This window comes from Nonomuraea recticatena, assembly GCF_039533245.1.
GTDB lineage: Bacteria > Actinomycetota > Actinomycetes > Streptosporangiales > Streptosporangiaceae > Nonomuraea > Nonomuraea roseola.
On the sequence record NZ_BAAATE010000020.1, the window covers coordinates 79,445 to 101,509 of the forward strand.

Genomic DNA, 22,065 nt, shown 5'->3' on the forward strand with positions numbered 1-22,065 from the left:
CGCCCACCCTGGCCCCACCGCGGCCCGCCGCCCCGCGATCTTCCCCACCGAGGCCGCCCCACGTGAGCCGCCACTCTCACGAATCGCCACCCCTCATCCCACCGCGGCCCGCCATCCCGCGATCTTCCTCACCGCGACCCACCCACGCGAGCCACCCCCCTCACGAACCGCCCACCCCGACCCCACCGTCCACCGCGATCCACCATCCCTTGATCTGCTCTTTTCGAGCAATCACCACGTTCACGACTTGCGACCGTCGGCGCTGTCACTGGTGGCCACGCACGCCGACGCACGCCGTGTTCGGGAAGCCCTTGCGGCCTGGTGGCGACCTGGCCTGTGAACAACCAGCCACATGAGGGAATCAACGGTTCACCACGCACATGCAGGGTGACTCGGTCGCCTCTGAACGCTAGGGCGGTGATCGATCAGTTCGGGTGGCCTCTTCGGAGGCGCCAGCCCTTGGGGACGCGTTCGATGTAGCCTGCGGCGGCGAGTCCGCCCAAGCAGCTCAAGGCGGTCTTCAGGTCCACCCCTGCCGCCACCGCGATCGAGGCGGGTCCTGCGCCACCGCGGCTCGGAACGGCGTCCAGCACGCTCCGGGTCTCGTCGTTCAGGGTGTCGCGGGGTACCACTGGGCCCCTTGGCGTGGGAGCCAGGTCGTCGCCGATCATCCCGACGAGTTCGATCATCTCCGCAGGGGACGTCACGCAGACCGCGTTCCTCTCACGCAGCAGTTTGTGGCAGCCGAGGGACATCTCCGAGGTGATCGGGCCAGGCACCGCAGCGAGGTGGCGTCCGAGGTTGGCGGCGTGGGTCGCGGTGTTGAGGGCGCCGCTGCGAACCGCCGCCTCCACCACGAGGGTGCCCCTGGACAGCGCCGCGATGAGCCGGTTCCTGATGAGGAAACGCGCGCGCGTCGGGTGAACGCCCGGCGGGCACTCGCTGACCACAGCGCCCTGACGCCTGATCGCGGCGAAGAGGTCGTGGTGGGCGCTCGGATAGCAGACATCGGTACCGCATGCGAGTACGGCGATGGTCGGGGCAGGGCCGGCGAGAGCCCCCCGGTGGGCGGCTCCGTCGATGCCGTACGCGCCTCCCGAGACGATGGTCCAATTGGCTTCGCTGAGTCCGATGCCGAACTCGGCCGCGACGTGCACGCCGTACGCGGTGGCCGAGCGGGCGCCCACCATAGCCACCGAGCGCAGACAGGAGTAGCGGAGGTCGGCGCTGCCGTGCACCCACAGCCCGAGTGGACGGCTGTGGCCGAGCGCGTCCAGCTGGGTGGGCCACTCGGCGGTTCCCGGGATGACCAGCCTGGCTCCGGCCTGGTGACCGGCCTCGAGGTCGGCGGCGGGGGCTGCGGCCTGGAGTCGTGCCTGCCAGGCACGCAACCGGCGGTCCAGTGCGGCGGCGTGCTCCGGGTCGCCCCTGCGTGCGGTCTCCTTTTCGACGAAGTCCTCGGGGAGGATGCCACGGAAGATCATCTCGACGGTCGCCGCGGAGCCGTACAGCCGGACGAGACGTCCCATGATGACGTCACCGACGTCGGCGGCTCGCATGAGGGCAGCGCGCGCCAGGAGCTCCCGATCGTCGCCGAGCGAAGGTGGATGCATGCCAGGGTCCTGGGGGGTGCGGGCGGAAGTGTCCCTGAGGTCGGGCGCCTGGCTCGGCGATCCGACCGACGGCTCGAGAGCTCGACCTGGAGACTGGGCCACCGGGTCGAGGACCTGACTCACCAACCTGGTCAGCAGCTCGGGCGCCTCGTCAGGTGACGGGTACAGCGGATCGACCGCTTGGCTTGATGAGTGGGTTGGCGGATCGATCACTCGCCTCAGTGACTGCCCCAGCGGATCGACCACTCGGCTAGGTGACTGGCCAGTCGGGTCGGGGGCGTGCCTCGGTGACTGGCACGTCGGGTCGGGGGCGCGGCTCGGTGACTGGTCCTGCCGGTTGGGAGCTCGGCTCGGTGGCTTCGCCAGAGGCTCGGGTGTGGCGGGGGTAGTCGGCTCTTGGCTGGCGGCACCGATGCCAAGGGCAGCCCCCAGAGGTGATGTGGGGCCATCCGTTCCTTCGGCCACCGGTTGGCGCGAGCCAGACGTGGGCTGATCTTCCACGCGGGGTGAACAGCTCGGCGAGGGCGTGAGTCGCTCTGATGGGGTCAGCTCCACTGCAGGCGGTTCTGGTGCTCGTGGCTTCGGGGTTCGCGGTCCTGGCACGCGCGCCTCAGGTTCGAGCGACTCAGATGCAAGTGACCCAGGTGTGAGCCGCTCAGGCCCGAACGACCCAGGTGCGAGCCGCTCAGGCCCAGGCCCCGCCGCTCGGAGCCGCTCGAGTTCGAGCGGCGCAGGTCCGAACACGTCCCCTCGGAGCCGCCTAAGTTCGAGCGGCGCAGGTCCGAGCACCGCCGCTCGGAGCCGTTCAGGTTCGAGTGGTGCGGGTCGGAGGCCTCCCGGTCGGAGCTCCTCCCATCGGAGCCGTTCAGGTCCGAGCGGGTCAGGTCCGAGCGGAACCCGTCCGAGTGCAACCGGTCCGAGTGGCGCAGGTGCGGCCGGCTCTGCTGCCGGTGGTTGTGGTGAGGGGTGTTCTGGGATGACGGTGTCCCGTGCCGAGTGGTTTGGATGGTGATGTTGCAGGGCTGGTTCCTGGGTGTCGTCGGGGGTCGGACCAGGACAGGCGGTCATGTCTTCACGCTCCCGTCGTTCTCGCGAGGACGTCCGATTGATGTCCTCTCCTTTTCAGTGGGGACTGGCTGTGTCCTCGCCGAAGTCCGGCCAGGCCCTCCGGATTTCGTCCCGCGTGCCGTACGGCTGGGGTGGTCCAGGGCGGCCAGTACGACGGCTCCTGGCATCGGCGAGCCGGGCGCCGGCATCTCGGGTGGCATCCGGAGGCTTACGAGGTCACGCGGCTGTGGGCTGTTGGGTGGTTGCCGTCGGGATGGAGGGAGTGCCTGCGGGATTCAGGGTGATGGGAGCGAGGTGGCGGCCGGGTTGACTCCCATTCAGAGGGCTGGGGCGATCGGGCGACACGCTGTCAGAGAGCTGAGGTACTGGACGAAACCGAGTGGGGATTCGGGGATCAGACTCAGCCTTCCGTGGGGCTGAGGTCAGACGACGCCCTGCTCAAGTCTGGGGTTGGAGCGACGCCCTGAACGGCGGGGGTTGGGCAGCACTGCTGAACGCCGGGGTTGGGCGGCACCCTGCTGAAGGGCCGAGGTTGGGCGGCACCCTGCTGTAGGGCGAAATGGGCGGTGCCTTGCTGTAGGGCGAGGCTGGCGACGCCTTGCGAGGGCCGCAGGTTGGGCGGTGCCTTGCTGTGGGGCGCGGGCTCAGGCGACGCCTAGCCAAAGGGCCAGGGCGGTGGAGGTTTCTGAGACGTCGGGGCGGTCTTTGCCTTCAAGGTCGGCGATGGTCCAGGCGAGGCGTACCACGCGGTCGAGGCCGCGGGCGCTGAGGCTGCCGGCGTCGAGGCAGGCGGTCATCGGTTTCATCGCCGCCTCCAATGGGCGATAGTCAGCGTGCAGGACTGCGGCGGGGATTTCGGCGTTCGTCCTCCACGGCGTCCCGGCCAGCCGTTTGGCCGAACGCTCGCGGGCCATCTGCACGCGTTCGGCCACCACCTTGCTGGTTTCGACGAACTGGCGGTCGGCCATGAGTTCGCGCCTGCTCGACCGGGCGATGGTCACCTTCATGTCGATGCGGTCGAGCAGAGGACCCGAGAGCCTGCCCAGGTAGCGGCGCCTGGCGGCGGGTGAGCACTGGCAGCGCTCGCCCGCGCCCGCGGGCTGGGCACAGGGACAGGGGTTCGCGGCGAGGACGAGCATGAACTTCGCGGGGAAGGTGATCGTGCCGACCGCGCGCGACACGGTCACCCTGCCTGCCTCCAGCGGCTGGCGGAGCGAATCGAGCACGTGCCGGGGGAACTCGGGGGCCTCGTCCAGGAACAGCGCGCCGTGATGGGCCAGGGACACTGCACCGGGGCGCACGACGTTGCTACCGCCGCCGACGATCGAGGCGACGCTCGCCGTGTGGTGCGGGCTCACGAACGGCGGCCGGCTCATCATCGGGCTGTTGGACGGCAGGACCCCTGCGATGGAGTGGATCGCCGTCACCTCGAGCGCCTGGTCGACGTCGAGGTCGGGGAGAAGGGTCGGCAGGCGCTCGGCCAGGAGCGTCTTGCCGGTGCCTGGCGGCCCGAGCATCCAGAGGTTGTGGCCACCCGCCGCGGAGACCTCGAGCGCGCGCCGTCCGAGCGGCTGGCCGACCACGTCGGACAGGTCGACGGGCGGACGATCCGTCTCGAAGGTGAGCCCGGGAGCCGTCTGGGCCCCGGAGCCGACCACGGTGAGCCTCCGGCCCGGCGGGGCGTCCTGGGACGCACGTCCGGGATCTTGAGGAGGGCCTTCGCCGTCTGGGTGCGATTCGTTGCCGGGGAGTTCGTCAGGCACGAGTCGCAGGCGAGGGGGCGCGTCGCCTCTGCGCAGCCATTCCACGAGCTGGCGCAGGTCGTCGATGGGCACCACGGTGACGTCCGGCACCAGCGCGGCCTCGGCGGCGTTGGCGGCGGGGACGACCACCGTCGAGCCTCCGCTCTCCACCGCGCCGAGCACCGAGGGCAGCACCCCTCGTACGGCTCTGAGCCGCCCGTCGAGCCCGAGCTCGCCCAGGAAGAACGGCTCGGCGATCCGGTCGGCGGGTACGGCCCCGGCCGCACCCATGATCGCGATGGCGATGGCGAGATCGAACTGGCTGCCGCGTTTGGGCAGGCTGGCGGGGAAGAGGCTCACGGTGATGCGGGCATCTGGCCACGGGTAGTGGCTGTTGACCATCGCGGAGCGCACCCTGTCGCGCGCCTCGCTCAGCGCGGTGTCAGGCAGGCCGATCAGGTGGATGCCCGCCAGGCCGCTGCCGACGTCGGCCTCGACCTCGACGCTGCGTCCTGTGACGCCGATGAGGGTGACGCTGCGGGTGCGAGCCACCGCCATCTAGATCGCCCCCCTGACGTGGCGCAGGGCGAAGTCGCCGCCGATCTGTTCGAGGGCGATCACGTCGACGCGGACGGAGTCGAAGCTCCGGGGCTGCGCGGCGAGCCATTTGGCGGCGAGCATGCGCAGGCGGGCCAGCTTGGCGGGGCGGACGGCCTCCAGGGCGGTGCCGTGGGTGCGGCCTGATCGGGTCTTGACCTCGACGACGATCAGCTTCTGGTCGTGCTCGGCGACCACGTCGATCTCGCCTTGGCGGCAGCGCCAGTTCCTGTCGAGGATCTGCATGCCTTCGGCACGCAGGTAGTCGACGGCGAGTTGCTCGCCCTGTTTGCCCAGCTCGTCTTTCGATGCCATGGGACCACCTCCGGGGCGCGAGTTTTCCGGAGAGCGCGGTGGGGGGATGGGGTCGAGCGGGGTTCTGTGGATAGAGGGCAGTGGAGGTCAAGGAGCTGTGGATAACCGACGCCCGTGACGGGGTCAACCGGCAGGGCTGGCCGGGAGGGCTGGACCGGCAGCGCAAGACCCGCAGGGCAAGACGGGGAGGGCAAGACGGGGAGGGCAAACCCGGCAGGGCAGGACGGGAGGAGGACAGACCCTAGAGGCGCAGGGGCTGAGCCCCCAGGGTTGAGACCACACGCGGAAAGTCGCCCACGGAACAGGCTGAAGGGAGGGGTGAGCCACCGCGCTTGTAGAACTGCAGATCAGGTGGAGCCGCAGAGCGTGCACTGCAAGAGGAGTAGACCAACAGCGGGGGTGAGCCGTGCAGGGTGAGTCGGAGCCGCAGCACGCGTGAGCCCCGCGGAGCCGCAACACGACGAACCTGTACAGCACGACAGGCCACACCGCGAGTGGACCCACATCCAGGACGGCCGCGCACGACAAGGAACCGCAGGGCGCAGAGGCGTCGCCGGGTGGTGGGTGGGAGCCGCCAGAGGGCGCACCTCTAGAGCGCGGTGGAGCCACCAGCACACGCGGAACCGCAGCTGAGGCAGATCGTGCGGGACACAAGGAGCCGCAAGCACGAGAGCGCACCATGTGGGGTGAGTGAGTGCCACAGGGCACATGGAGCCGCAGTCACGAGAGCGCGCCATGCAGACCGGATGGGAGCCGCAGGGCGAGGGGAGCCGCAAGGGCGAGAGTGCAAACCCCAACGGGGGCCGCGAGGCGAGTAGGGTCGCGGGGCGGTGGGCCCCGCGGCGCGAAAAGGCGGGTCTCCGTGTGGATGGTGGATGCCTGGGACGCGACAGGACCGCTCCCTCGCAAGAGCGGCCTGCCGAGACGTCACATGGCGAAGAGCCGCAGCCCCGAAGCCGCCGAACCCAGGACGCCCCAGGTCACACCCCGGGCAGAGACCCGACGCTCACCCGGAGAACCCCTCCTTGGGCATCTCCAGGTCAGGCTTGGCCAGTTCCTCCACGTTCACATCCTTGAACGTCACCACCCGCACGTTCTTCACAAACCGTGCCGGCCTGTACATGTCCCACACCCACGCATCCTGCATCTTCACGTCGAAGAACACGTCCCCGTTCTCCGCCGTCCGCACGTCGAGATCCACCGAGTTCGTCAGGTAGAACCGTCGTTCCGTCTCGACGACGTACGTGAACAGCCCGACCACGTCACGGTATTCGCGGTATAGCTGCAGCTCCATCTCGGTTTCGTACTTCTCGAGATCCTCTGCGCTCATCCCGGTCCTCCAGCCTGATCAGGCAACTCCTGCCCCCACTCCATTCTCCCCCACGAAGGTCCGTGACACCGTCACGAAGGAGAAGCGGTGGTGCGGGCACGGCCCGTGCGCGCGCAACGCGCGCCGGTGGGCCGGAGTCACATACCCCTTGTGCTCGTCGAAGCCGTACTCGGGAAAGACCGAGGACAGCTCCGTCATCATCCTGTCCCGCGTCACCTTCGCCACGATGGACGCCGCGGCGACGCAGGCGGCGATCTGGTCTCCCTTCCACACGGCCAGCGACGGCGCCGGCAGTCCAGGCACCGGGAAGCCGTCGGTGAGGATGTACTCGGGAACGAACGACAACCGCGCCACGGCCCGCCGCATTCCCGCGATGTTGCACTTGTGCAGCCCTCGGGCGTCGATCTCGGTGGGCGGGATGACGACGACGCCGACCTCCGCCGACGCCATGATCTGCTCGTGGAGCTCGGACCTGACGGCGGCCGTCAGCAGCTTGGAGTCGGCCAGCCCCTGGATCTCGCGCCTCAGCACGACCGCCGCGACCACGAGGGGTCCGGCGCAGGCGCCCCTGCCCGCCTCGTCGACTCCGGCGATCGGGGTGAGCCCCCTGCGCGCCAGCGCCCGCTCGTAGGCGTAGAGCCCGGAATCGCGCCGGACAACGCTAGGACGTGGTCGAAACATGACACAGGCAGCGTACGCCTCATCCGCGACTCACCGCACCTTGTCGAAGATCTCCGGCCTGGACAGGATCGTGGCGTGGGAGAACGGCCAGTAGATGGCCCACGCCCTGCCGATCACCTGCTCCTCGGAGATCCACTCGCCGGCCTCGCGCACGTGGCTCCTGGAGTCGACCGAGGCCGAACGATGGTCGCCCATCAACCAGAGCTTCCCGTCGGGCACGGTGTAGGAGAACTTCTCCCCCGAGGGGTAGTCGTCGGGGAACAGGTAGTTCTCGTCCAGCGCGATCCCGTTGACCGTGATGCGCTTCTTGGCGTCGCAACAGACGATCTTGTCGCCGCCGATCGCGATGACCCGTTTGATGGTGTCCTCGTTGTTCCAGCCCTTGAACACCACGATGTCGCCGCGCTCGCTGGCGCCGTGCAGCTTGTTGACGCTCACCCTGTCGCCGATGCGGAGCGTGTTCTCCATCGACTCCGAGGGGATGGAGAAGGACCTGACGACGAAGGCCTGCAGCAGCAGCGCCACACCCACGCCCAGCGCGATCAGGAAGAACGTCTCCTTGAGCCCGCCTTTGCGCTTCTTGCTCTCTTCAACTGCCATGGGGGTACGGCTACCGCCTCGCAAGCCAGCGTCGACGCAGCCACACCAGCGGCAGGGCACCGGCGAACCCGGCCATGGCCGGAGCCGCCCCTGCCAGAGCGGCGGCGGGCTGCGCGAACGTCTCGGGGATGGACAGGGTCGTGGCCCGGGAGAAGGGCCAGACGATCAGGAAGGCGCGGCCGATGACCTGGTCGACAGGGATCGTGCCGCCTCCGGGGTCGGAGGTGTGCTCGCGGGAGTCGAGCGACACCTGCCGGTGGTCGCCCATGACCCAGAGCCGTCCCTGCGGCACCTTGGCCGCGAAGTAGGTCTGGGAGGGCACGTTGCCAGGATAGAGGTAAGACGATTCGTCCAGTGCTGTCCCGTTGACCGTCACGCGTCCCTTGGCGTCGCAGCACTTGACGGTGTCGCCGCCGACTCCGATGACGCGCTTGATGTAGTCCTTCTCGCCGGGCACGACGCCGAAGGCGGTGCCCACCCAGCGGAAGAAGGCGGCGATGGGGTTGGCGGACTCCTCGGAGGGGACGCTCTCGTCCCACGAGTCGGTGCCCGAGAAGACGACGACGTCGCCGCGCTCGACATCACGCGTGTGATAGACGAGCTTGTTGACCAGCACCCTGTCGTTGGTCAGCAGGGTGTTCTCCATGGATTCGGACGGGATGTAGAACGCCTGGAGCACGAAGGTCTTCACGACCAGGGCCAGCAGCAGGGCCAGGACCACGAGCACGGGCAGTTCTTTCCAGAACGACCCTTTCCTCCTGGCAGCCGCCACGTCCACCTTGTCCTGGCTCTCGCTTTTCATCGCTGACGAGCCTAGATGAAGGCCCTGCTCGAGGGAGGGTACACGTGTCCCAGCGGCGCTCCACATAAAGGAAATGTCCCCGCAAAGCCAAAAGACCCCGTGACCTGCGGGTCACGGGGTCGTTCGGTGGAAGCCTTACTTGCCGGCGGGCAGCGCCTCGCGCTTCTCGCGGATGCGGGCGGCCTTGCCGCGCAGGTCACGCATGTAGTAGAGCTTGGCGCGACGGACGTCGCCGCGGGTCAGCAGCGCGATCTTCTCGATGACCGGGCTGTGGACGGGGAAGGTGCGCTCGACGCCGACACCGTAGCTGACCTTGCGGACCGTGAAGGTCTCGCGGGCGCCACTGCCCTGGCGGCGGAGCACGAAGCCCTTGAAGACCTGGACGCGGGAGCGGCTGCCTTCGACGACTCGGACGTGCACCTCGAGCGTGTCACCGGGACGGAAGCCCGGGACGTCGCTGCGAAGGGTGGCCTTCTCGAGCTCCTGGATCTTCGTGTGCATGAGAGCGTATCCTCAACGTTTAGCGAGCATGCGGAGGTCCACCCGGCAGCGCCTTGACGCCGCGACGAGGGGGACACGCCTGCTGGTTTGGATGAATCAGGTGGCCTACGACGGGCACACCAGCGATTCAGTCTGCCATATCTTCCGGCTCAGCGCGAAACGAGAGCAGCAGCTCCCTGTCACGCTTGTCAAGAGCCGAGGCGTCGAGCGCCTCGACCAGATCGGGCCGGTTCTTCATGGTACGGCGCAGCGCCTCGTCCCTGCGCCACCTCGCCACCTTGCCGTGGTGTCCCGACAGCAACACCTCGGGCACCTCGCGCCCTCTCCATACCGGCGGCTTGGTGTAGACGGGCCCTTCGAGCAGGTTCTGCATCGCTCCTGGCGCGAAGGAGTCGTCGACGGCCGAGTGGGCGTTGCCGAGCACGCCGGGCAGCAGGCGGCCGATCGCCTCGACCATCACCAGGACCGCCACCTCGCCGCCGGCCAGGACGTAGTCGCCGATGCTGACCTCGTCGACGCGCATGCGCGTGCCGTACTCGTCCATGACGCGGGAGTCGATGCCCTCGTAGCGGCCGCAGCAGAACAGCAGCCACGGCTCCTGGGCCAGCTCCTGGGCCAGTCCCTGGGCGAAGGGGCGGCCGCTGGGGGTCGGGACGATCATGCGGGGCGTGCCGCCCTCGGTGACCTCGTCGATGGCCGCGCCCCAGATCTCGGGCTTCATGACCATGCCGGGGCCGCCGCCGTACGGGGTGTCGTCGACGGTCTTGTGCACGTCGCGCGCCCAGTCGCGCAGCTGGTGGAGCCGCACGTCGAGGGTGCCGCGCTCGCGCGCCTTGCCGATCAGCGACACGTCGAGCGGCGAGAAGTACTCGGGGAAGATCGAGATGATGTCGAGCCTCATGACAGCAGGCCCTCGGGGGGATCGACCACCAGCTTGCCGCCTGCCACGTCGACCTCGGGCACCAGCGCCTTGACGAACGGGATGAGCGCGTCGTCCTCGCCGGCGCGTCCGACCACCAGAAGGTCCTGGCCGTGGTGGAGCACGTCGGTGACCTCGCCCACCGGCTCCCCCTGGACGGTGACGACGGCCAGCCCGATCAGCTGGTGGTCGTGGAACTCGTCGGGGTCGTCGGAGGGGGGCAGGTCCTCGGAGTCGATGACCAGCAGCGTGTCGCGCAGCTCCTCGGCCGCCTCCCTGGACAGCACGCCCTCGAAGCGCACCAGCAGCACGCCCTTGTTCCAGCGGTGGCCCTCGACCGTCAACGGGCCGCGTGCGCTGTCGAGCGTCGCGCCCGCGGCGAAGCGCAGGCTCGGCTCGTCGGTGCGGACCTCGACGGTCACCTCGCCGCGCACTCCATGCGGACGGCCGATCCTGCCGACGACTAGCTGCACCTGATCCTCCACGGATACGAAAAGCAGCCCCCACCGGACCGAGCCGATGGGGGCGCCCAAAACTGCCTTCTAGCGGACGGCCTCGTCCAGGTCGAGCAGGTCGACCCGTACGTACTTGCCGTCGGACAGGGCGTTGATCACTGTGCGCAACGCCTTGGCCGTGCGACCGCCGCGACCGATGACCTTGCCGAGGTCCTCGGGGTGGACCCGGACCTCGAGGACGCGCCCGCTGCGAATGCGGCGAGCGCGGACCCGGACATCGTCGGGATTCTCGACGATGCCCTTGACGAGGTGCTCAAGGGCCTCCTCGAGCATGTCAGGCCTCGGCCGGAGTCTCAGCGGGGGCCTCAGCGGGGGCCTCAGCGGCGGGCTCCGCGGCCTCTTCCTTCTTCTTGGCCTTCTTCGGCGTGGTGGCGGTCGTGCCGGTGTCGCCACCGGACAGCGACTCCTTGGCCGCGGCCTCGTAGATGGCGTGACGGTCGGGCTTGGGCTCGGCGACCTTCAGCGGCTCAGGGGCGGCCTCGCCCTTGAACTTCTGCCAGTCGCCGGTGAGCTTGAGCAGCTTGAGGACCGGCTCGGTCGGCTGCGCGCCGACACCCAGCCAGTAAGCGGCGCGCTCAGCGTCGATCTTGATGAAGGAGGGGTTCTCCTTCGGGTGGTACAGACCGATCTCCTCGATCGCCCTGCCGTCACGCTTGGTGCGGCTGTCGGCGACGACGATGCGGTACTGCGGGTTGCGGATCATGCCGAGCCGCTTGAGCTTGATCTTGACTGCCACTGGTGTGGTCTCTCCTGCATTAGAGCGTGGGTGAACCTCGCCTCGCCGAGTGGGGCACGACAAGGCACCGGTTCGAGGGACAGGCGTGGCCGGCGGGAGGTGAGAGGGCACCCACCTGGTCACGGTGTTCCAACATGTCATTGTGCCAGACCATTGGTACTGCCTTCGACCGGCTACGGCAGGTCACCGCAAAGTCTCGGCCATCCCGGCGTTCTCGCCTGACCGGACCACCCAGGACGACTCGGCCCTCGCGCCCCGGGAGAAGCCCACCGTCAGGAGGCCGCCCCCTGACGCGTCACCTGCCGCCCCGCCGTACAGGACGGCGGAGAAACGGCCGTACAGAACGGCAGGGCTGACGGCTCCACAAGACCGTGGAGAGACGACCGCACGTGGCGGCGGACAGACGGCCGCGCAGGACGGTGGGGAAACAGCCGTGCGACGGCGCGGACAGACGGCCGTGGACGAGGGTGGGGGAAGACGGACGGCCGTGCGGCGGGGCAGCCCGCCGCACGCCCGTCTCAGGTCCGCGGTCCGACGCCGAGCGCCTGCAGCGCCGTGAGGACGGCGATCGCGAGCACGAGAACCGCGATGATCAGGCGCGTGCGCTTGCCGGACATCACTGCTGGCCGGGAAGCTTCAGCTTCGAGGGGTCGAAGCCGGGCGGCAGCTCCATCCCCTTGGGCAGCTTGCCGCCGAGCCCGCCCAGGTTGCCCAGCGCGCCGCCCTTGGCGGGGGCCGCCTCCTCAGGAGTGGCGGGGCCCTTGCCCAGCGCGGCCTTGCGCGGGTCGCCGCTCACGCGACGCCCCTTCTTGGTCTTCTTCTGCGCGGCCTTGGCGGCCTTCCTGCCGCCAGGCATCCCGGGGATGCCCATGCCGCCCGCCATCCGCTTCATCATCTTCTGCGCCTCGAAGAAGCGGGTGACCAGGTTGTTGACGGCGGTGACCGACACGCCGGCGCCGTTGGCGATGCGCGAGCGCCGCGACCCGTTGATGATCTTCGGGTCCTGCCGCTCGCCCGGCGTCATCGAGCGGATGATCGCCGCGATGCGGTCGAGGTCGCGGTCGTCGATGGAGTTGATCTGGTCGCGCATCTGCCCCATGCCGGGCATCATGCCGAGCAGGTTCTTGATGGGCCCCATCTTCTGGACCATCTGCATCTGCTCGAGGAAGTCCTCGAGCGTGAAGTTCTCGCCCGAGGTCAGCTTGCCCGCCATCTTGGCGGCCTGGTCCTCGTCGAAGGTCTTCTGCGCCTGCTCGATCAGGGTGAGGATGTCACCCATGTCGAGGATGCGGGAGGCCATCCGGTCGGGGTGGAAGGCGTCGAAGTCCTCGAGCTTCTCACCGGTCGAGGCGAACATGATCGGCCTGCCGGTGATGTGCCGCACCGACAGCGCGGCGCCGCCCCTGGCGTCGCCGTCGAGCTTGGTGAGCACGACGCCGTCGAAGCCGACGCCCTCCATGAAGGCCTGCGCGGTGGTGACCGCGTCCTGACCGATCATGGCGTCGACGACGAACAGGACCTCGTCGGGCGAGACCGCGTCGCGGATGTCGGCGGCCTGCTTCATCAGCTCCTGGTCGATGCCCAGGCGGCCGGCGGTGTCGATGATGACGATGTCGTGCTGCTGGCGCCTGGCCTGCTCGATGGACTCGCGCGCGACCTCCACGGGGTCGCCGACGCCGTTGCCGGGCGAGGGCGCGAACACCGCGACCTGGGCGCGCTCGCCCACGACCTGCAGCTGCGTCACCGCGTTGGGGCGCTGCAGGTCGGCGGCGACCAGCATGGGCGCGTGGCCCTGGTCGCGCAGCCACTTGGCCAGCTTGCCCGCCAGAGTTGTCTTACCCGCGCCCTGCAGACCGGCCAGCATGATGACCGTGGGCGGCGTCTTGGCGTAGCGGAGCCTGCGGGTCTCCCCACCCAGGATGCCGATCAGCTCGTCGTTGACGATCTTGACGACCTGCTGGGCGGGGTTGAGCGCCTGAGAGACCTCGACGCCGCGCGCCCGCTCCTTGACCTGGGCGACGAACGCCTTGACCACAGGCAGCGCGACGTCGGCCTCGAGCAGCGCGATGCGGATCTCGCGGCACGTGGCGTCGATGTCGGCGTCGGACAGCCGACCCTTGGATCGGAGGGAGGAGAAGACCGATGTCAGCCGGTCGGAAAGCGTCTCGAACACGTGGTTGGCCAGTCCTCGAAGCGAATATGCGTGGTCTTGCGACTCAGCCTAACCGCTACTGGAGACCGGGTACGGCCATGCGGACGGTCAACGCGTGCTCCACCAGGGTGATCAGCGCGCTTTTCACCGAATCGCGTGAGCGCGCGTCCAGCCTGACGATCGGGACGTGCGCCGACAGCGTGAGCGCGTCGCGCACCTCCTCCTCGGTGTGGAGCTGGTGACCGTCCCAGCCGTTCAGGCCGACCACGAAGGGAAGCTTCGCCTCCTCGAAGTAGTCGACGGCGGGGAAGCTGTCGGCCAGGCGCCTGGTGTCGACCAGCACGACGGCGCCGATGGCGCCGCGCACCAGGTCGTCCCACATGAACCAGAACCGGTGCTGGCCAGGCGTGCCGAACAGGTACAGGATCAGGTCCTGGTCCAGCGACACCCTGCCGAAGTCCATCGCCACGGTCGTGGTCGTCTTGTTCGGGGTGAGCGACAGGTCGTCCACCGCCGCCGAGGCGTTCGTCATGACCGCCTCGGTGGTGAGCGGCAGGATCTCCGACACCGCACCCACGAACGTCGTCTTGCCCACGCCGAAGCCGCCGGCCACGACGATCTTCGTCGAGGTCAGTCCGCGGCTAGAGCCTGCGAAGTCCACTGAGCACCCTTTCGAGCAAGTTGATGTCGGGCTTGCCGGCGTCGAGCTGCGGCTGGTGCACCCGTACCAGTCCCTCCGTCGCCATGTCCGAGATCAGCACCCTGACCACGCCGAGGGGGATCCGCAGGAGGGCCGAGATCTCCGCCACCGACCTGACGCTGCGGCACAGCTGGCTGATCGCCGCGTACTCCGGCATGTGCGAGAGGTCGCGCGGTTCGACCGTGGCGGAGGAGACCAGGGCCTCCATCGCGAACTTCACCCGCGGCGCCGTACGCCCGCCCGTCACCGCGTATGGACGGACCGGCGAGGCGGGCTCCGAATGAGGCTGCGGCTGCCAGTCGCCGCCGGTGTTCCATCTGGGGTCCGACACCTGCATCACCTGGTCTGGGTCGCGCGGAGCTCGGCGCGTACGGCAGGAGTGAGAACCTGCCCCGCCCGCTCCACCATCAGTGTCATCTGATACGCCACCAGCCCCATATCGCAATCGGGCGCTGCCAGCACTGCCAAGCACGAGCCGTCGCTGATCGACATGATCAGCATCAGGCCGCGCTGCATCTCCACGATCGTCTGGGTGACGGGGCCACCCTCGAAGACCCGCGCCGCCCCCTGCGTGAGGCTGATCAGGCCCGAGGCTATGGCCGCCAGCTGGTCGGCCCGATCGGCGGGGAAGCCTGCGGAGGCGGCCAGCGGTAATCCGTCCGAGGAGACCACTACCGCGTGAGCGACGCCGGGGACATTGCTCACGAAGTCGGTGATCAACCAGTCGACCCCGCGCGCCGCGTGGCTCAGGTCGTTCACTCGTCCTCCTCCCTGTTGTCAACGGTTCTCGGGCCGCCCTGGTAGCGGCCCTCGCCGATGTCGTCGCGTGCGGCCCTGAGCCCCTGTTGGAAGCTCGAGAACCTGTTGCGCACCCGCTCCGGTGAGATCTCCGGCATGGGGGCGACACCCTTGGGGGCCGAGGTGTCGGCGGAGCCGGGCACGAGGTTGGCCTTCGGGACCCGCTTGGGCAGTCCCGCGGCGGTGGACCCGTCCTTGACGGGCTCCCGTACGGCCTCGGCGGCCGTCCATCCCGCGTCCGCCTTGGACGATCCCCACGAGGCGCTCTCGTCGCCCTTGTCGAACCAGGCCGACTCGACCGAGGCGAAGATCGGCAGGAACTCGTCGCCCGTGGAGGGCTTCACGGCCGGGATGGGACCCGTCGGGTTCGACTCGACCGAGGGGAAGTCGTACCTGCCAGGCCGCTGGACGGTGGGCTCCCTGTCCTGGAAGGACCAGGACGACGCGGGGTCGGGGGGTGAGGTGTCCTGCCAGCCTCCGCCGCCGCCCTTGCTGGGCGCCCATACGTCGGCCTCGCCGCTGTCGAAGGTGCTCGGCGCCTGGCGCGGGCCCGAGGCCCACGCGCCGGGGTCCGAGGGCCACTGCGGCGCCGAGGGCCACGGGTCGGGGGCGACGCTGTCGGCGCCACCCCAGCCGGGAGCGGGCCCCGGCTCGGAGGGCCAGCCGCCGGGACCGCCCATGGGGCCGGGGTCGGAGGCCCATGCGGGCCCCGTGTCAGCGGTGAAGGGGACGGGCCGCTGCGGCTCGCTCCCCCAGCCCATCGGTGTACGGGCGTCGCCGCCCCTGGCGCCCGTCATGGCGCCGGCTCCGGCCATGCCGGAACCCGCCATGCCCGAGCCCGCCATGCCCGATCCGGCCATCGCGGGCGCGGACGCGCCGCCCAGGAGCGATTCGGGCAGCAGCACCATCGCGGTCAGGCCGCCCGAGCCGTGCGGGCGCAGCTGGACCCTGATGCCGTGCCTGTGCGCCAGCCTCGAGACCACGAACAGGCCCATGCGGCGTGAGACCGACACGTCCACGGTCGGGGCGACGGCCAGGCGCTCGTTGGCCTGGACGATCTCCTCGTGCGTCATGCCGATGCCGGAGTCGGTGATGGAGACCATCACGCCGCCGCCGTCGATCCTGTTGCCCGAGACCACGACGTGGGTCTCGCGAGGCGAGAAGGCGAGAGCGTTCTCCACCAGCTCGGCGAGCAGGTGGATGACGTCGTTGACCGCCTGGCCCGCGACGGCCGCGCCGCCGGGGACCTGGAGCGTCACCCTGTCGTAGTTCTCGACCTCCGACAGCGAGGCGCGGGCCACGTCGACCAGCTGCACCGGCTGGCTCCAGCGGCGCGGGGGGTCCTGTCCCGCGAGGACCAGGAGGTTCTCGGAGTTGCGGCGCATGCGGGTGGCGAGGTGGTCCAGCTTGAACAGGTTCGCGAGTCGCTGCTCGTCCTGCTCGCCCTGCTCCAGGCCGTCGATGAGGGTGATCTGCCGCTCGACGAGCGTCTGGCTGCGGCGGGAGAGGTTGACGAACATCGCGTTGACGTTGGCGCGGAGCTTGGACTCCTCGCCTGCCAGCCGTACGGCCTCGCGGTGCACCTCGTCGAAGGCCCTGGCCACTTCTCCGATCTCGTCCCTGGACGAGACCCCGATGGGCGGCACCTCGACGCTCTCCGCGGTGTGCCCCTCCTCGCGCAGTTTCTGGACAATTCCCGGCAGCGTCCTGCCCGCGACCTCTAGCGCGTCGCCGCGCAGCCGTCGGAGGGGGAGCACCAGGGAGCGCGCCATGATCGCGGTGATGACCAGGACGATGAAGAGCAGCACGAGGACGAGGCCCACGTTGATGATGGCGACCTGCTGCTCGGCGGCCCTGAGCTCGGCGGCCCTCATGCTGATGGAGCCGGACAGGTTCTTCTCGACGGTGTAGAGCCGGTCGGCGGTCTTGGTGATCGCCTCGAACCAGCGCGCGGTGTCCTGGGTCGTCGAGGTGTCGAGAGCGCGCAGCGACGTGCGCTGGTTGTGCAGGTAGACCGCCCTGGCGACGTACAGCTCGGCGCGGCCGATCTCCGCGCCCGTCACCGTGTCGTCGTAGAACTGCCTCTGTGCGGGGGTGGCCGCGGCGCGGAAGGCGTTGCGCTCGCTCTCGCGGCTGGACCTGGCCGACAGGAAGGCGTCGAACTCCGTGCCGTCGAACCTGCCTCTGACCAGGGCGATCGCCAGCAGTGCCCGCTGCTTGGAGACCTCGTCCTTGGACCTGGCGATGGCGCCGAGCGCGGCGTTGGTGACGGTGAGCTCGTCGTCGGAAATACCCTGCACGGTCTCGTCGTACAGGGGGTGGAGGTCCGACATGACCTCGGAGTACTTCTCCATGACGGGCAGCGGAGGCAGCTGACTGCCTTCGCCCGAGACCGTGGCCCGCAGAAGGGGCAGCTGGTCGAGCCGGACCCGCACCTGCGCCAGCTGACGCCGTCCGAGCTCCGACATGGATTCTTCGGCGGCGTTCGCGGCGGACTTGGCCTTGGTGACGGCGGTGTCGACCGCCTGGTACTGACTCTTGAGGCTTTGAAGGTCGTCGCCGCTCCTGTTGGCCGCGGCGTACCGAGCCGAGAAGTCGCGTTCGAGCGCGAGTTCGTGACCGAGCGCGCCGAGCGCGACGACCAGTTCGGCTCCGTCGGCGACTCGCCCGTACTCCTCCGCGCTGCTGATCGACGTGGTCACGCGGAGCGCGCCGAGCAGGACGGCCACGAGGGTCGGGACGGCGATGAGCGCGACCAGTCTGGTGCGTACTCGCCAGTTACGCAGAGCGATCTTCCTGCCGGCGTCCTCACCTGGTTCGGGCATCGGCTCACGAGCCTCTGGCGGGCCCGGGGGTTCCGGCGCGATGCCACGACCGGAACCGGTCGTTGCTGTGCTCACAAGTCGTAACCTCTCGGGGATGCCTGCGCATGTGCGGAGTGAACCGGCTCGCCGGTGAGACGAGTGGTTGCAGGCAAGTATCGGGGCAATTGGAGCACAACCTTCTATCCCCAGCCAATGCAATGCAACTTATGGAACGCTCCAAACAGATCCACTTTTATTGCAGGGGCGGCGACGGACCGTCAGCAGATCGCCCAGAAAATCAGACATTCAGTCGCTTATGTACATCAAGCCCCACATTAGCGACATATCATAATCTTTCCTTTTTAGCGCATGTGCTCCTATACAGGGCGCTTGCCTTCCAGGGAAGATCCCCGCTCCTGTACGCTTCACGCCCGTCATAACGGACATTTACGCTTCCCCCCCAGGAGCTCCTCCATGACTCGCACAGTCCGCGCGCGCGCCCTCGTTCTCGGTATCGCGGCCGCGCTCACCCTTGCCGCCTGCGGTGGGTCCGATACGGCCAGCGCCCCCTCCGGAGGAAAGGGGCTGGAAAAGACCACCATCAAGGTCGGCGCCCTTCCCATCCCCGACCCCGCCGCCCTCTACATCGCCAACGCCAAGGGCTTCTTCAAGGCCGAGGGCCTCACCGTCGAGCCCGTCCTCATCCAGGGCGGTGCCGCCGCGCTCCCGCAGATCAAGAACGGCGCGCTCGACATCTCGCACACCAACTACGTCTCGACCTTCCTCGCCGCCAGCAAGGGCGAGAAGATCAAGGTCGTCGGTGACGTCTACCAGGCCGCGCCGAACACCTTCAACCTCATGGTCACCAAGGACTCCCCCCTCAACTCCGTCGCCGACCTGAAGGGCAAGACCGTCCTGGTCAACACCCTCAAGAACATCGGCACCCTCACGGTGGAGGCGACCCTGAAGGTGGCGGGCCTGACGAAGGACGACGTCAAGTTCGTCGAGAAGCCCTTCCCCGACATGGCCAACGCGCTCAGCACGGGGCAGGGCGACGCGGCCTGGATGACCGAGCCGTTCATCACCGCCACCCAGAGCCAGTCCGGCTTCCGCAAGCTGGCCGACACGATGTCGGGGCAGACGGCCGACCTGCCGATCGCCGCGTGGATGGCGACCGACGAGTGGGTGCAGAAGAACCCGAAGACGCTGGCCGCCTTCCAGCGCGCCATCGCCAAGGCCCAGCAGCTCGTGGCCAACGACCGCAAGGAGGTCGAGGCGGTGCTGGGCCAGTACACCAAGATCGACGCCAAGACCGCGTCGGTGATCACCCTCGGGACCTTCCCGACCTCGCTCAACGCGACCCGGCTTCAGCGCGTCGCCGACCTCATGCTCGAGTACAAGTACATCGAGAGCCCGCTCGACGTGAAGACCATTCTGGTCGGCGCCAGCGGATGATCAGTGCGCGAATCCTCCGCGGCGTCGCAGGCGTCGCGGGGTTCCTCATTGTCGGTGAGCTCACCATCAGGTTCGGGCTCACCGATGACGTGGTCTTCCCGCCGCCCTCGCTCGTGCTGTGGGAGGCGATGGGCCTGCTCGCCGACCCCGTCTTCCTGTCCGGAGTCGCGATCACTCTCACCAACTGGGCGCTGGGGCTGATCGCCTCGGTGGTGATCGCCGTTCCTCTCGGCGTGCTCCTGGGAAGCCTGGCGTCCGTGGAGCGTGCCACCCGGCCCCTCCTGGAGTTCCTGCGGCCGATCCCGTCGGTGGCCATCATCCCGCTGGCGATTCTGTTGATCCCGGTGGATTCGATGATGAAGGTGTCCGTCATCGTCTACGCCTCGCTGTGGCCTGTACTGATCAACACCCTCTACGGCATGCACGACGTCGACCCCCTCGCCAAGGAGTCGCTGCGCAGCTTCGGCTTCGGCGCCATCGACGTGCTGCGCAGGGTCAGCCTGCCGAGCGCGGCGCCGTTCATGCTCACCGGCGTGCGCATCGCCGCGGGCATCGCGCTGATCCTCGCGGTCAGCGCCGAGCTGCTGGCGGGCGGCACCGGCGGGATCGGCGTCTTCGTCATCCAGGCGGGCAGCGGCAACCGTACCGACCTCATCCTGGCCGCCACGTTCTGGGCCGGGATCATCGGCATGGTGGCCAACTCGCTGCTGGTCCTCGCCGAACGGCGGCTCTTCCATTGGCACCAGGCCAGAACCGGAGCGACGACGTGACCGCTCTCAAGCGCATGTGGCTGGTGCCGCTGGTCGTGGCCGTGTGGGAGCTGACGACCCGGCTGGCGCAGGACACCGACTTCCCGCCGCCTTCCGCGATCGTGCTGAGGATGCACGAGCTGTGGTTCTCCGGGCCCGTCACCAGGCTCTTCCTGACCGATGACGCGATCGCGAACATCCTGCCCAGCCTGGGCCGCATGTTCATGGGCTGGACCCTCGCCGCCCTGCTCGGCGTGGTCCTCGGCGTGCTCATCGGCAGGTCCCGCACCGCGGCCGACTACGTCGAACCGCTCATCCAGTTCGGCAGGGTCATCCCGCCGCCGCTCCTGCTGCCGCTGCTCATGGTGCTCCTGCACGCGGGTCTGGCGATGCAGGTCGCCGCCATCGTCTTCGGAGTCGTGTGGCCGGTGCTGCTCAACTCCATCGACGGCGCCAAGGGCGTGGACAGGACCTACACCGAGACCGCGACCGTCTTCGGCCTGACCAGGGCGCAGCAGCTGCGCGACGTCGTCATCCCCGCGGCGGCGCCGAAGATCTTCGCGGGGCTCCGCCTCAGCCTGTCGCTCGCCCTCATCCTGATGGTCATCTCCGAGCTGTTCGGCAGCGCCGACGGCATCGGCTACCAGCTCCTGCAGGCGCAGCGCGGCTTCGACACCCCGACCGTCTGGGGCGCGATCGCGCTCCTCGGTCTGCTCGGCTACCTGGTGAACGCGCTGTTCACCGTGGCCGAGCGACGACTCCTGGTGTGGCACCACCACACCAGGCGCACACTGTAGATCCCGTGTTGGAGGAATCATGTCCCATCCGGCCGGCCCCATCTGGGAGTCGATCTCCGGCATCTCCAGGTTCGCCGCGCTGGCCACGATGGCGGAGCTGGGATGCGCCGACCATCTGGCCGAGGGCCCGTTGAACGCCGAGGAGCTCGCCGTCAGGTGCGGCGCGCACGCGCCCTCCCTGCGACGGGTGCTGCGCGAGCTGGCCGGCATGGGAATCGTGCGCTCGGTCGGGCAGGACAGATACGAGTTGACGGCCGACGGTTCGTCCCTGCGCTCCGACGTACCCGACTCGACGCTGCCGGCCGTCCGGATGATCGCCGAGGAGAGTTTCTGGTACGCCCTCGGCAACCTCCCCACCACCGTGCGACAGGGCCGTTCGGCGTTCGTCGAGCGGTACGGCCCCCTCTATCAGCGCCTCGGGCAGCACCCCGAGGTGGGCCAGATCTTCGACACCTACATGACCTCGCGCGCCATGCCCTTCGCCGAGCAGGTCGCCGAGCGCTACGACTTCTCGCGGGTCGACACGCTGGTGGACGTGGCGGGCGGCAAGGGCCACATCCTCGCGGCGGTCCTGCACGCCAACCCGCGGATGCGCGGCGTGCTCGTCGACCTCGATCACGTCGTGCCCGGCGCGACGGCGGCGCTCACCGCGCAGGGCCTGATGGAGCGGTGCGAGGTCCTGGCCGGAGACTTCTTCGCGCAGGTGCCCGCGGGCTTCGACGCGTATCTCCTCGCGAGCATCCTGCACAACTGGGACGACCAGGACGCCGAGCGCATTCTCCGCCGGGTCAGGGAGGCCATCAGGGAGGACGGGCGGCTGCTCATCCTGGAAATGGTCCTGCCCGACGAGGACGAGCCCCATGTCGGAAAGGACATGGACATGCGCATGCTCGCCCTGTTCGACGGCGGCACCGAGCGCACCGGGCAGGAGTACTCCGTCCTGCTGGAGAAGACCGGGTTCAGGCTGACCGAGGTGTTCGACCTCTCGGCGGGAGCGAGCCTGGTCGAGGCCGTACCCGTCTGACAGGAAAGGTCCAGGTAAACGTGGCTCTCGGGACTTCGCGCCTGAGAGCCATATTTACTTAGGCATAAAGCCGCACATTTCGTAAATGCAGCAAACCGGGCGCGACCATAGTCCATGGCCAAGGCGCTCCGATAGAGTCTGGATCACGTTTTTCGACCCCCCTGCGG

21 protein-coding genes are annotated in these 22,065 nt (G+C 68.9%); 4 read left to right on the forward strand and 17 right to left on the reverse strand.

The features are described from left to right. Positions 1–425: 425 nt before the first annotated feature. From dprA to ABFX50_RS31590, 17 genes are all read right to left on the reverse strand, one after another. Positions 426–1,613, reverse strand: a complete 1,188-nt coding sequence (gene dprA, locus ABFX50_RS31510; RefSeq protein WP_346151443.1) for a DNA-processing protein DprA — start codon at positions 1,611–1,613, stop codon at positions 426–428. A 1,712-nt stretch (positions 1,614–3,325) separates the two neighbouring features. Further along, complete coding sequence (locus tag ABFX50_RS31515; RefSeq protein WP_346151445.1) at positions 3,326–4,981, reverse strand: YifB family Mg chelatase-like AAA ATPase; 1,656 nt, start codon at positions 4,979–4,981, stop codon at positions 3,326–3,328. Further along, positions 4,982–5,335 carry a YraN family protein gene (locus ABFX50_RS31520; RefSeq protein WP_183648702.1) on the reverse strand — a complete coding sequence of 118 codons (354 nt, stop codon included), beginning with the start codon at positions 5,333–5,335 and terminating at the stop codon, positions 4,982–4,984. Positions 5,336–6,341: 1,006 nt separating this feature from the next. Beyond that, the gene (locus tag ABFX50_RS31525) at positions 6,342–6,665 is read right to left on the reverse strand and encodes a DUF2469 domain-containing protein (protein WP_067184127.1); all 324 of its coding nucleotides are present in this window, start codon (positions 6,663–6,665) and stop codon (positions 6,342–6,344) included. A gap of 18 nt (positions 6,666–6,683) precedes the next feature. Beyond that, positions 6,684–7,346 carry a ribonuclease HII gene (locus tag ABFX50_RS31530; protein WP_183648707.1) on the reverse strand — a complete coding sequence of 221 codons (663 nt, stop codon included), beginning with the start codon at positions 7,344–7,346 and terminating at the stop codon, positions 6,684–6,686. Between the two features lie 30 nt (positions 7,347–7,376). Continuing rightward, positions 7,377–7,946, reverse strand: a complete 570-nt coding sequence (gene lepB / locus ABFX50_RS31535) for a signal peptidase I (protein ID WP_346151448.1) — start codon at positions 7,944–7,946, stop codon at positions 7,377–7,379. Positions 7,947–7,956: 10 nt separating this feature from the next. Continuing rightward, the gene (lepB, locus tag ABFX50_RS31540; protein WP_346151450.1) at positions 7,957–8,748 is read right to left on the reverse strand and encodes a signal peptidase I; all 792 of its coding nucleotides are present in this window, start codon (positions 8,746–8,748) and stop codon (positions 7,957–7,959) included. 135 nt (positions 8,749–8,883) lie between these two features. Further along, positions 8,884–9,249, reverse strand: coding sequence for a 50S ribosomal protein L19 (gene rplS, locus ABFX50_RS31545; RefSeq protein WP_183648716.1), 366 nt, complete (start codon positions 9,247–9,249; stop codon positions 8,884–8,886). 127 nt (positions 9,250–9,376) lie between these two features. Further along, positions 9,377–10,150 carry a tRNA (guanosine(37)-N1)-methyltransferase TrmD gene (gene trmD, locus ABFX50_RS31550; RefSeq protein ID WP_346151452.1) on the reverse strand — a complete coding sequence of 258 codons (774 nt, stop codon included), beginning with the start codon at positions 10,148–10,150 and terminating at the stop codon, positions 9,377–9,379. After that, entirely contained in the window at positions 10,147–10,641 is a 495-nt protein-coding gene (gene rimM, locus ABFX50_RS31555; protein WP_183648721.1) for a ribosome maturation factor RimM, read from the reverse strand. Before rimM ends, trmD begins: the two co-directional genes overlap by 4 nt. Positions 10,642–10,710: 69 nt before the next feature. Further along, entirely contained in the window at positions 10,711–10,956 is a 246-nt protein-coding gene (locus ABFX50_RS31560) for an RNA-binding protein (RefSeq protein WP_183648723.1), read from the reverse strand. Position 10,957: 1 nt separating this feature from the next. Beyond that, entirely contained in the window at positions 10,958–11,419 is a 462-nt protein-coding gene (gene rpsP / locus ABFX50_RS31565; RefSeq protein ID WP_183648725.1) for a 30S ribosomal protein S16, read from the reverse strand. 616 nt (positions 11,420–12,035) lie between these two features. After that, positions 12,036–13,592 (reverse strand): signal recognition particle protein, encoded by a 1,557-nt coding sequence (gene ffh / locus ABFX50_RS31570; protein WP_183648727.1) that lies wholly within the window; start codon positions 13,590–13,592, stop codon positions 12,036–12,038. Between the two features lie 55 nt (positions 13,593–13,647). After that, entirely contained in the window at positions 13,648–14,205 is a 558-nt protein-coding gene (locus tag ABFX50_RS31575) for a GTP-binding protein (protein ID WP_183660138.1), read from the reverse strand. Positions 14,206–14,212: 7 nt separating this feature from the next. Continuing rightward, entirely contained in the window at positions 14,213–14,602 is a 390-nt protein-coding gene (locus ABFX50_RS31580; RefSeq protein ID WP_312895586.1) for a DUF742 domain-containing protein, read from the reverse strand. A 5-nt stretch (positions 14,603–14,607) separates the two neighbouring features. Continuing rightward, positions 14,608–15,030: a roadblock/LC7 domain-containing protein gene (locus ABFX50_RS31585; protein ID WP_183648729.1), complete on the reverse strand. Its 423-nt coding sequence runs from the start codon at positions 15,028–15,030 to the stop codon at positions 14,608–14,610. After that, positions 15,027–17,894 (reverse strand): sensor histidine kinase, encoded by a 2,868-nt coding sequence (locus ABFX50_RS31590; RefSeq protein ID WP_346151456.1) that lies wholly within the window; start codon positions 17,892–17,894, stop codon positions 15,027–15,029. The genes ABFX50_RS31585 and ABFX50_RS31590 overlap by 4 nt, the downstream gene beginning before the upstream one ends. 453 nt (positions 17,895–18,347) lie before the next feature. Between ABFX50_RS31590 and ABFX50_RS31595 the strand changes: the two genes are divergently transcribed. From ABFX50_RS31595 to ABFX50_RS31610, 4 genes are read left to right on the forward strand one after another with little or no spacing between them, the layout of a single operon-like run. Continuing rightward, entirely contained in the window at positions 18,348–19,328 is a 981-nt protein-coding gene (locus ABFX50_RS31595; RefSeq protein ID WP_246451990.1) for an ABC transporter substrate-binding protein, read from the forward strand. Next, entirely contained in the window at positions 19,325–20,098 is a 774-nt protein-coding gene (locus tag ABFX50_RS31600) for an ABC transporter permease (RefSeq protein ID WP_183648734.1), read from the forward strand. The genes ABFX50_RS31595 and ABFX50_RS31600 overlap by 4 nt, the downstream gene beginning before the upstream one ends. Then, a complete protein-coding gene (locus ABFX50_RS31605; RefSeq protein ID WP_312895587.1) occupies positions 20,095–20,874 on the forward strand; it encodes an ABC transporter permease in 780 nt (259 codons plus the stop codon). The genes ABFX50_RS31600 and ABFX50_RS31605 overlap by 4 nt, the downstream gene beginning before the upstream one ends. Positions 20,875–20,893: 19 nt before the next feature. After that, entirely contained in the window at positions 20,894–21,898 is a 1,005-nt protein-coding gene (locus tag ABFX50_RS31610) for a methyltransferase (protein WP_346151459.1), read from the forward strand. The last annotated feature ends 167 nt before the right edge of the window (positions 21,899–22,065 follow it).

Coding starts and splice junctions, on each gene's coding strand:
- dprA (WP_346151443.1), bottom strand. CDS start 1,613: ATGCATCCACCTTCGCTCGGCGACGATCGGGAGCTCCTGGCGCGCGCT.
- ABFX50_RS31515 (WP_346151445.1), bottom strand. CDS start 4,981: ATGGCGGTGGCTCGCACCCGCAGCGTCACCCTCATCGGCGTCACAGGA.
- ABFX50_RS31520 (WP_183648702.1), bottom strand. CDS start 5,335: ATGGCATCGAAAGACGAGCTGGGCAAACAGGGCGAGCAACTCGCCGTC.
- ABFX50_RS31525 (WP_067184127.1), bottom strand. CDS start 6,665: ATGAGCGCAGAGGATCTCGAGAAGTACGAAACCGAGATGGAGCTGCAG.
- ABFX50_RS31530 (WP_183648707.1), bottom strand. CDS start 7,346: ATGTTTCGACCACGTCCTAGCGTTGTCCGGCGCGATTCCGGGCTCTAC.
- lepB (WP_346151448.1), bottom strand. CDS start 7,946: ATGGCAGTTGAAGAGAGCAAGAAGCGCAAAGGCGGGCTCAAGGAGACG.
- lepB (WP_346151450.1), bottom strand. CDS start 8,748: ATGAAAAGCGAGAGCCAGGACAAGGTGGACGTGGCGGCTGCCAGGAGG.
- rplS (WP_183648716.1), bottom strand. CDS start 9,249: ATGCACACGAAGATCCAGGAGCTCGAGAAGGCCACCCTTCGCAGCGAC.
- trmD (WP_346151452.1), bottom strand. CDS start 10,150: ATGAGGCTCGACATCATCTCGATCTTCCCCGAGTACTTCTCGCCGCTC.
- ABFX50_RS31560 (WP_183648723.1), bottom strand. CDS start 10,956: ATGCTCGAGGAGGCCCTTGAGCACCTCGTCAAGGGCATCGTCGAGAAT.
- ABFX50_RS31590 (WP_346151456.1), bottom strand. CDS start 17,894: ATGCCCGAACCAGGTGAGGACGCCGGCAGGAAGATCGCTCTGCGTAAC.
- ABFX50_RS31595 (WP_246451990.1), top strand. CDS start 18,348: ATGACTCGCACAGTCCGCGCGCGCGCCCTCGTTCTCGGTATCGCGGCC.
- ABFX50_RS31600 (WP_183648734.1), top strand. CDS start 19,325: ATGATCAGTGCGCGAATCCTCCGCGGCGTCGCAGGCGTCGCGGGGTTC.
- ABFX50_RS31610 (WP_346151459.1), top strand. CDS start 20,894: ATGTCCCATCCGGCCGGCCCCATCTGGGAGTCGATCTCCGGCATCTCC.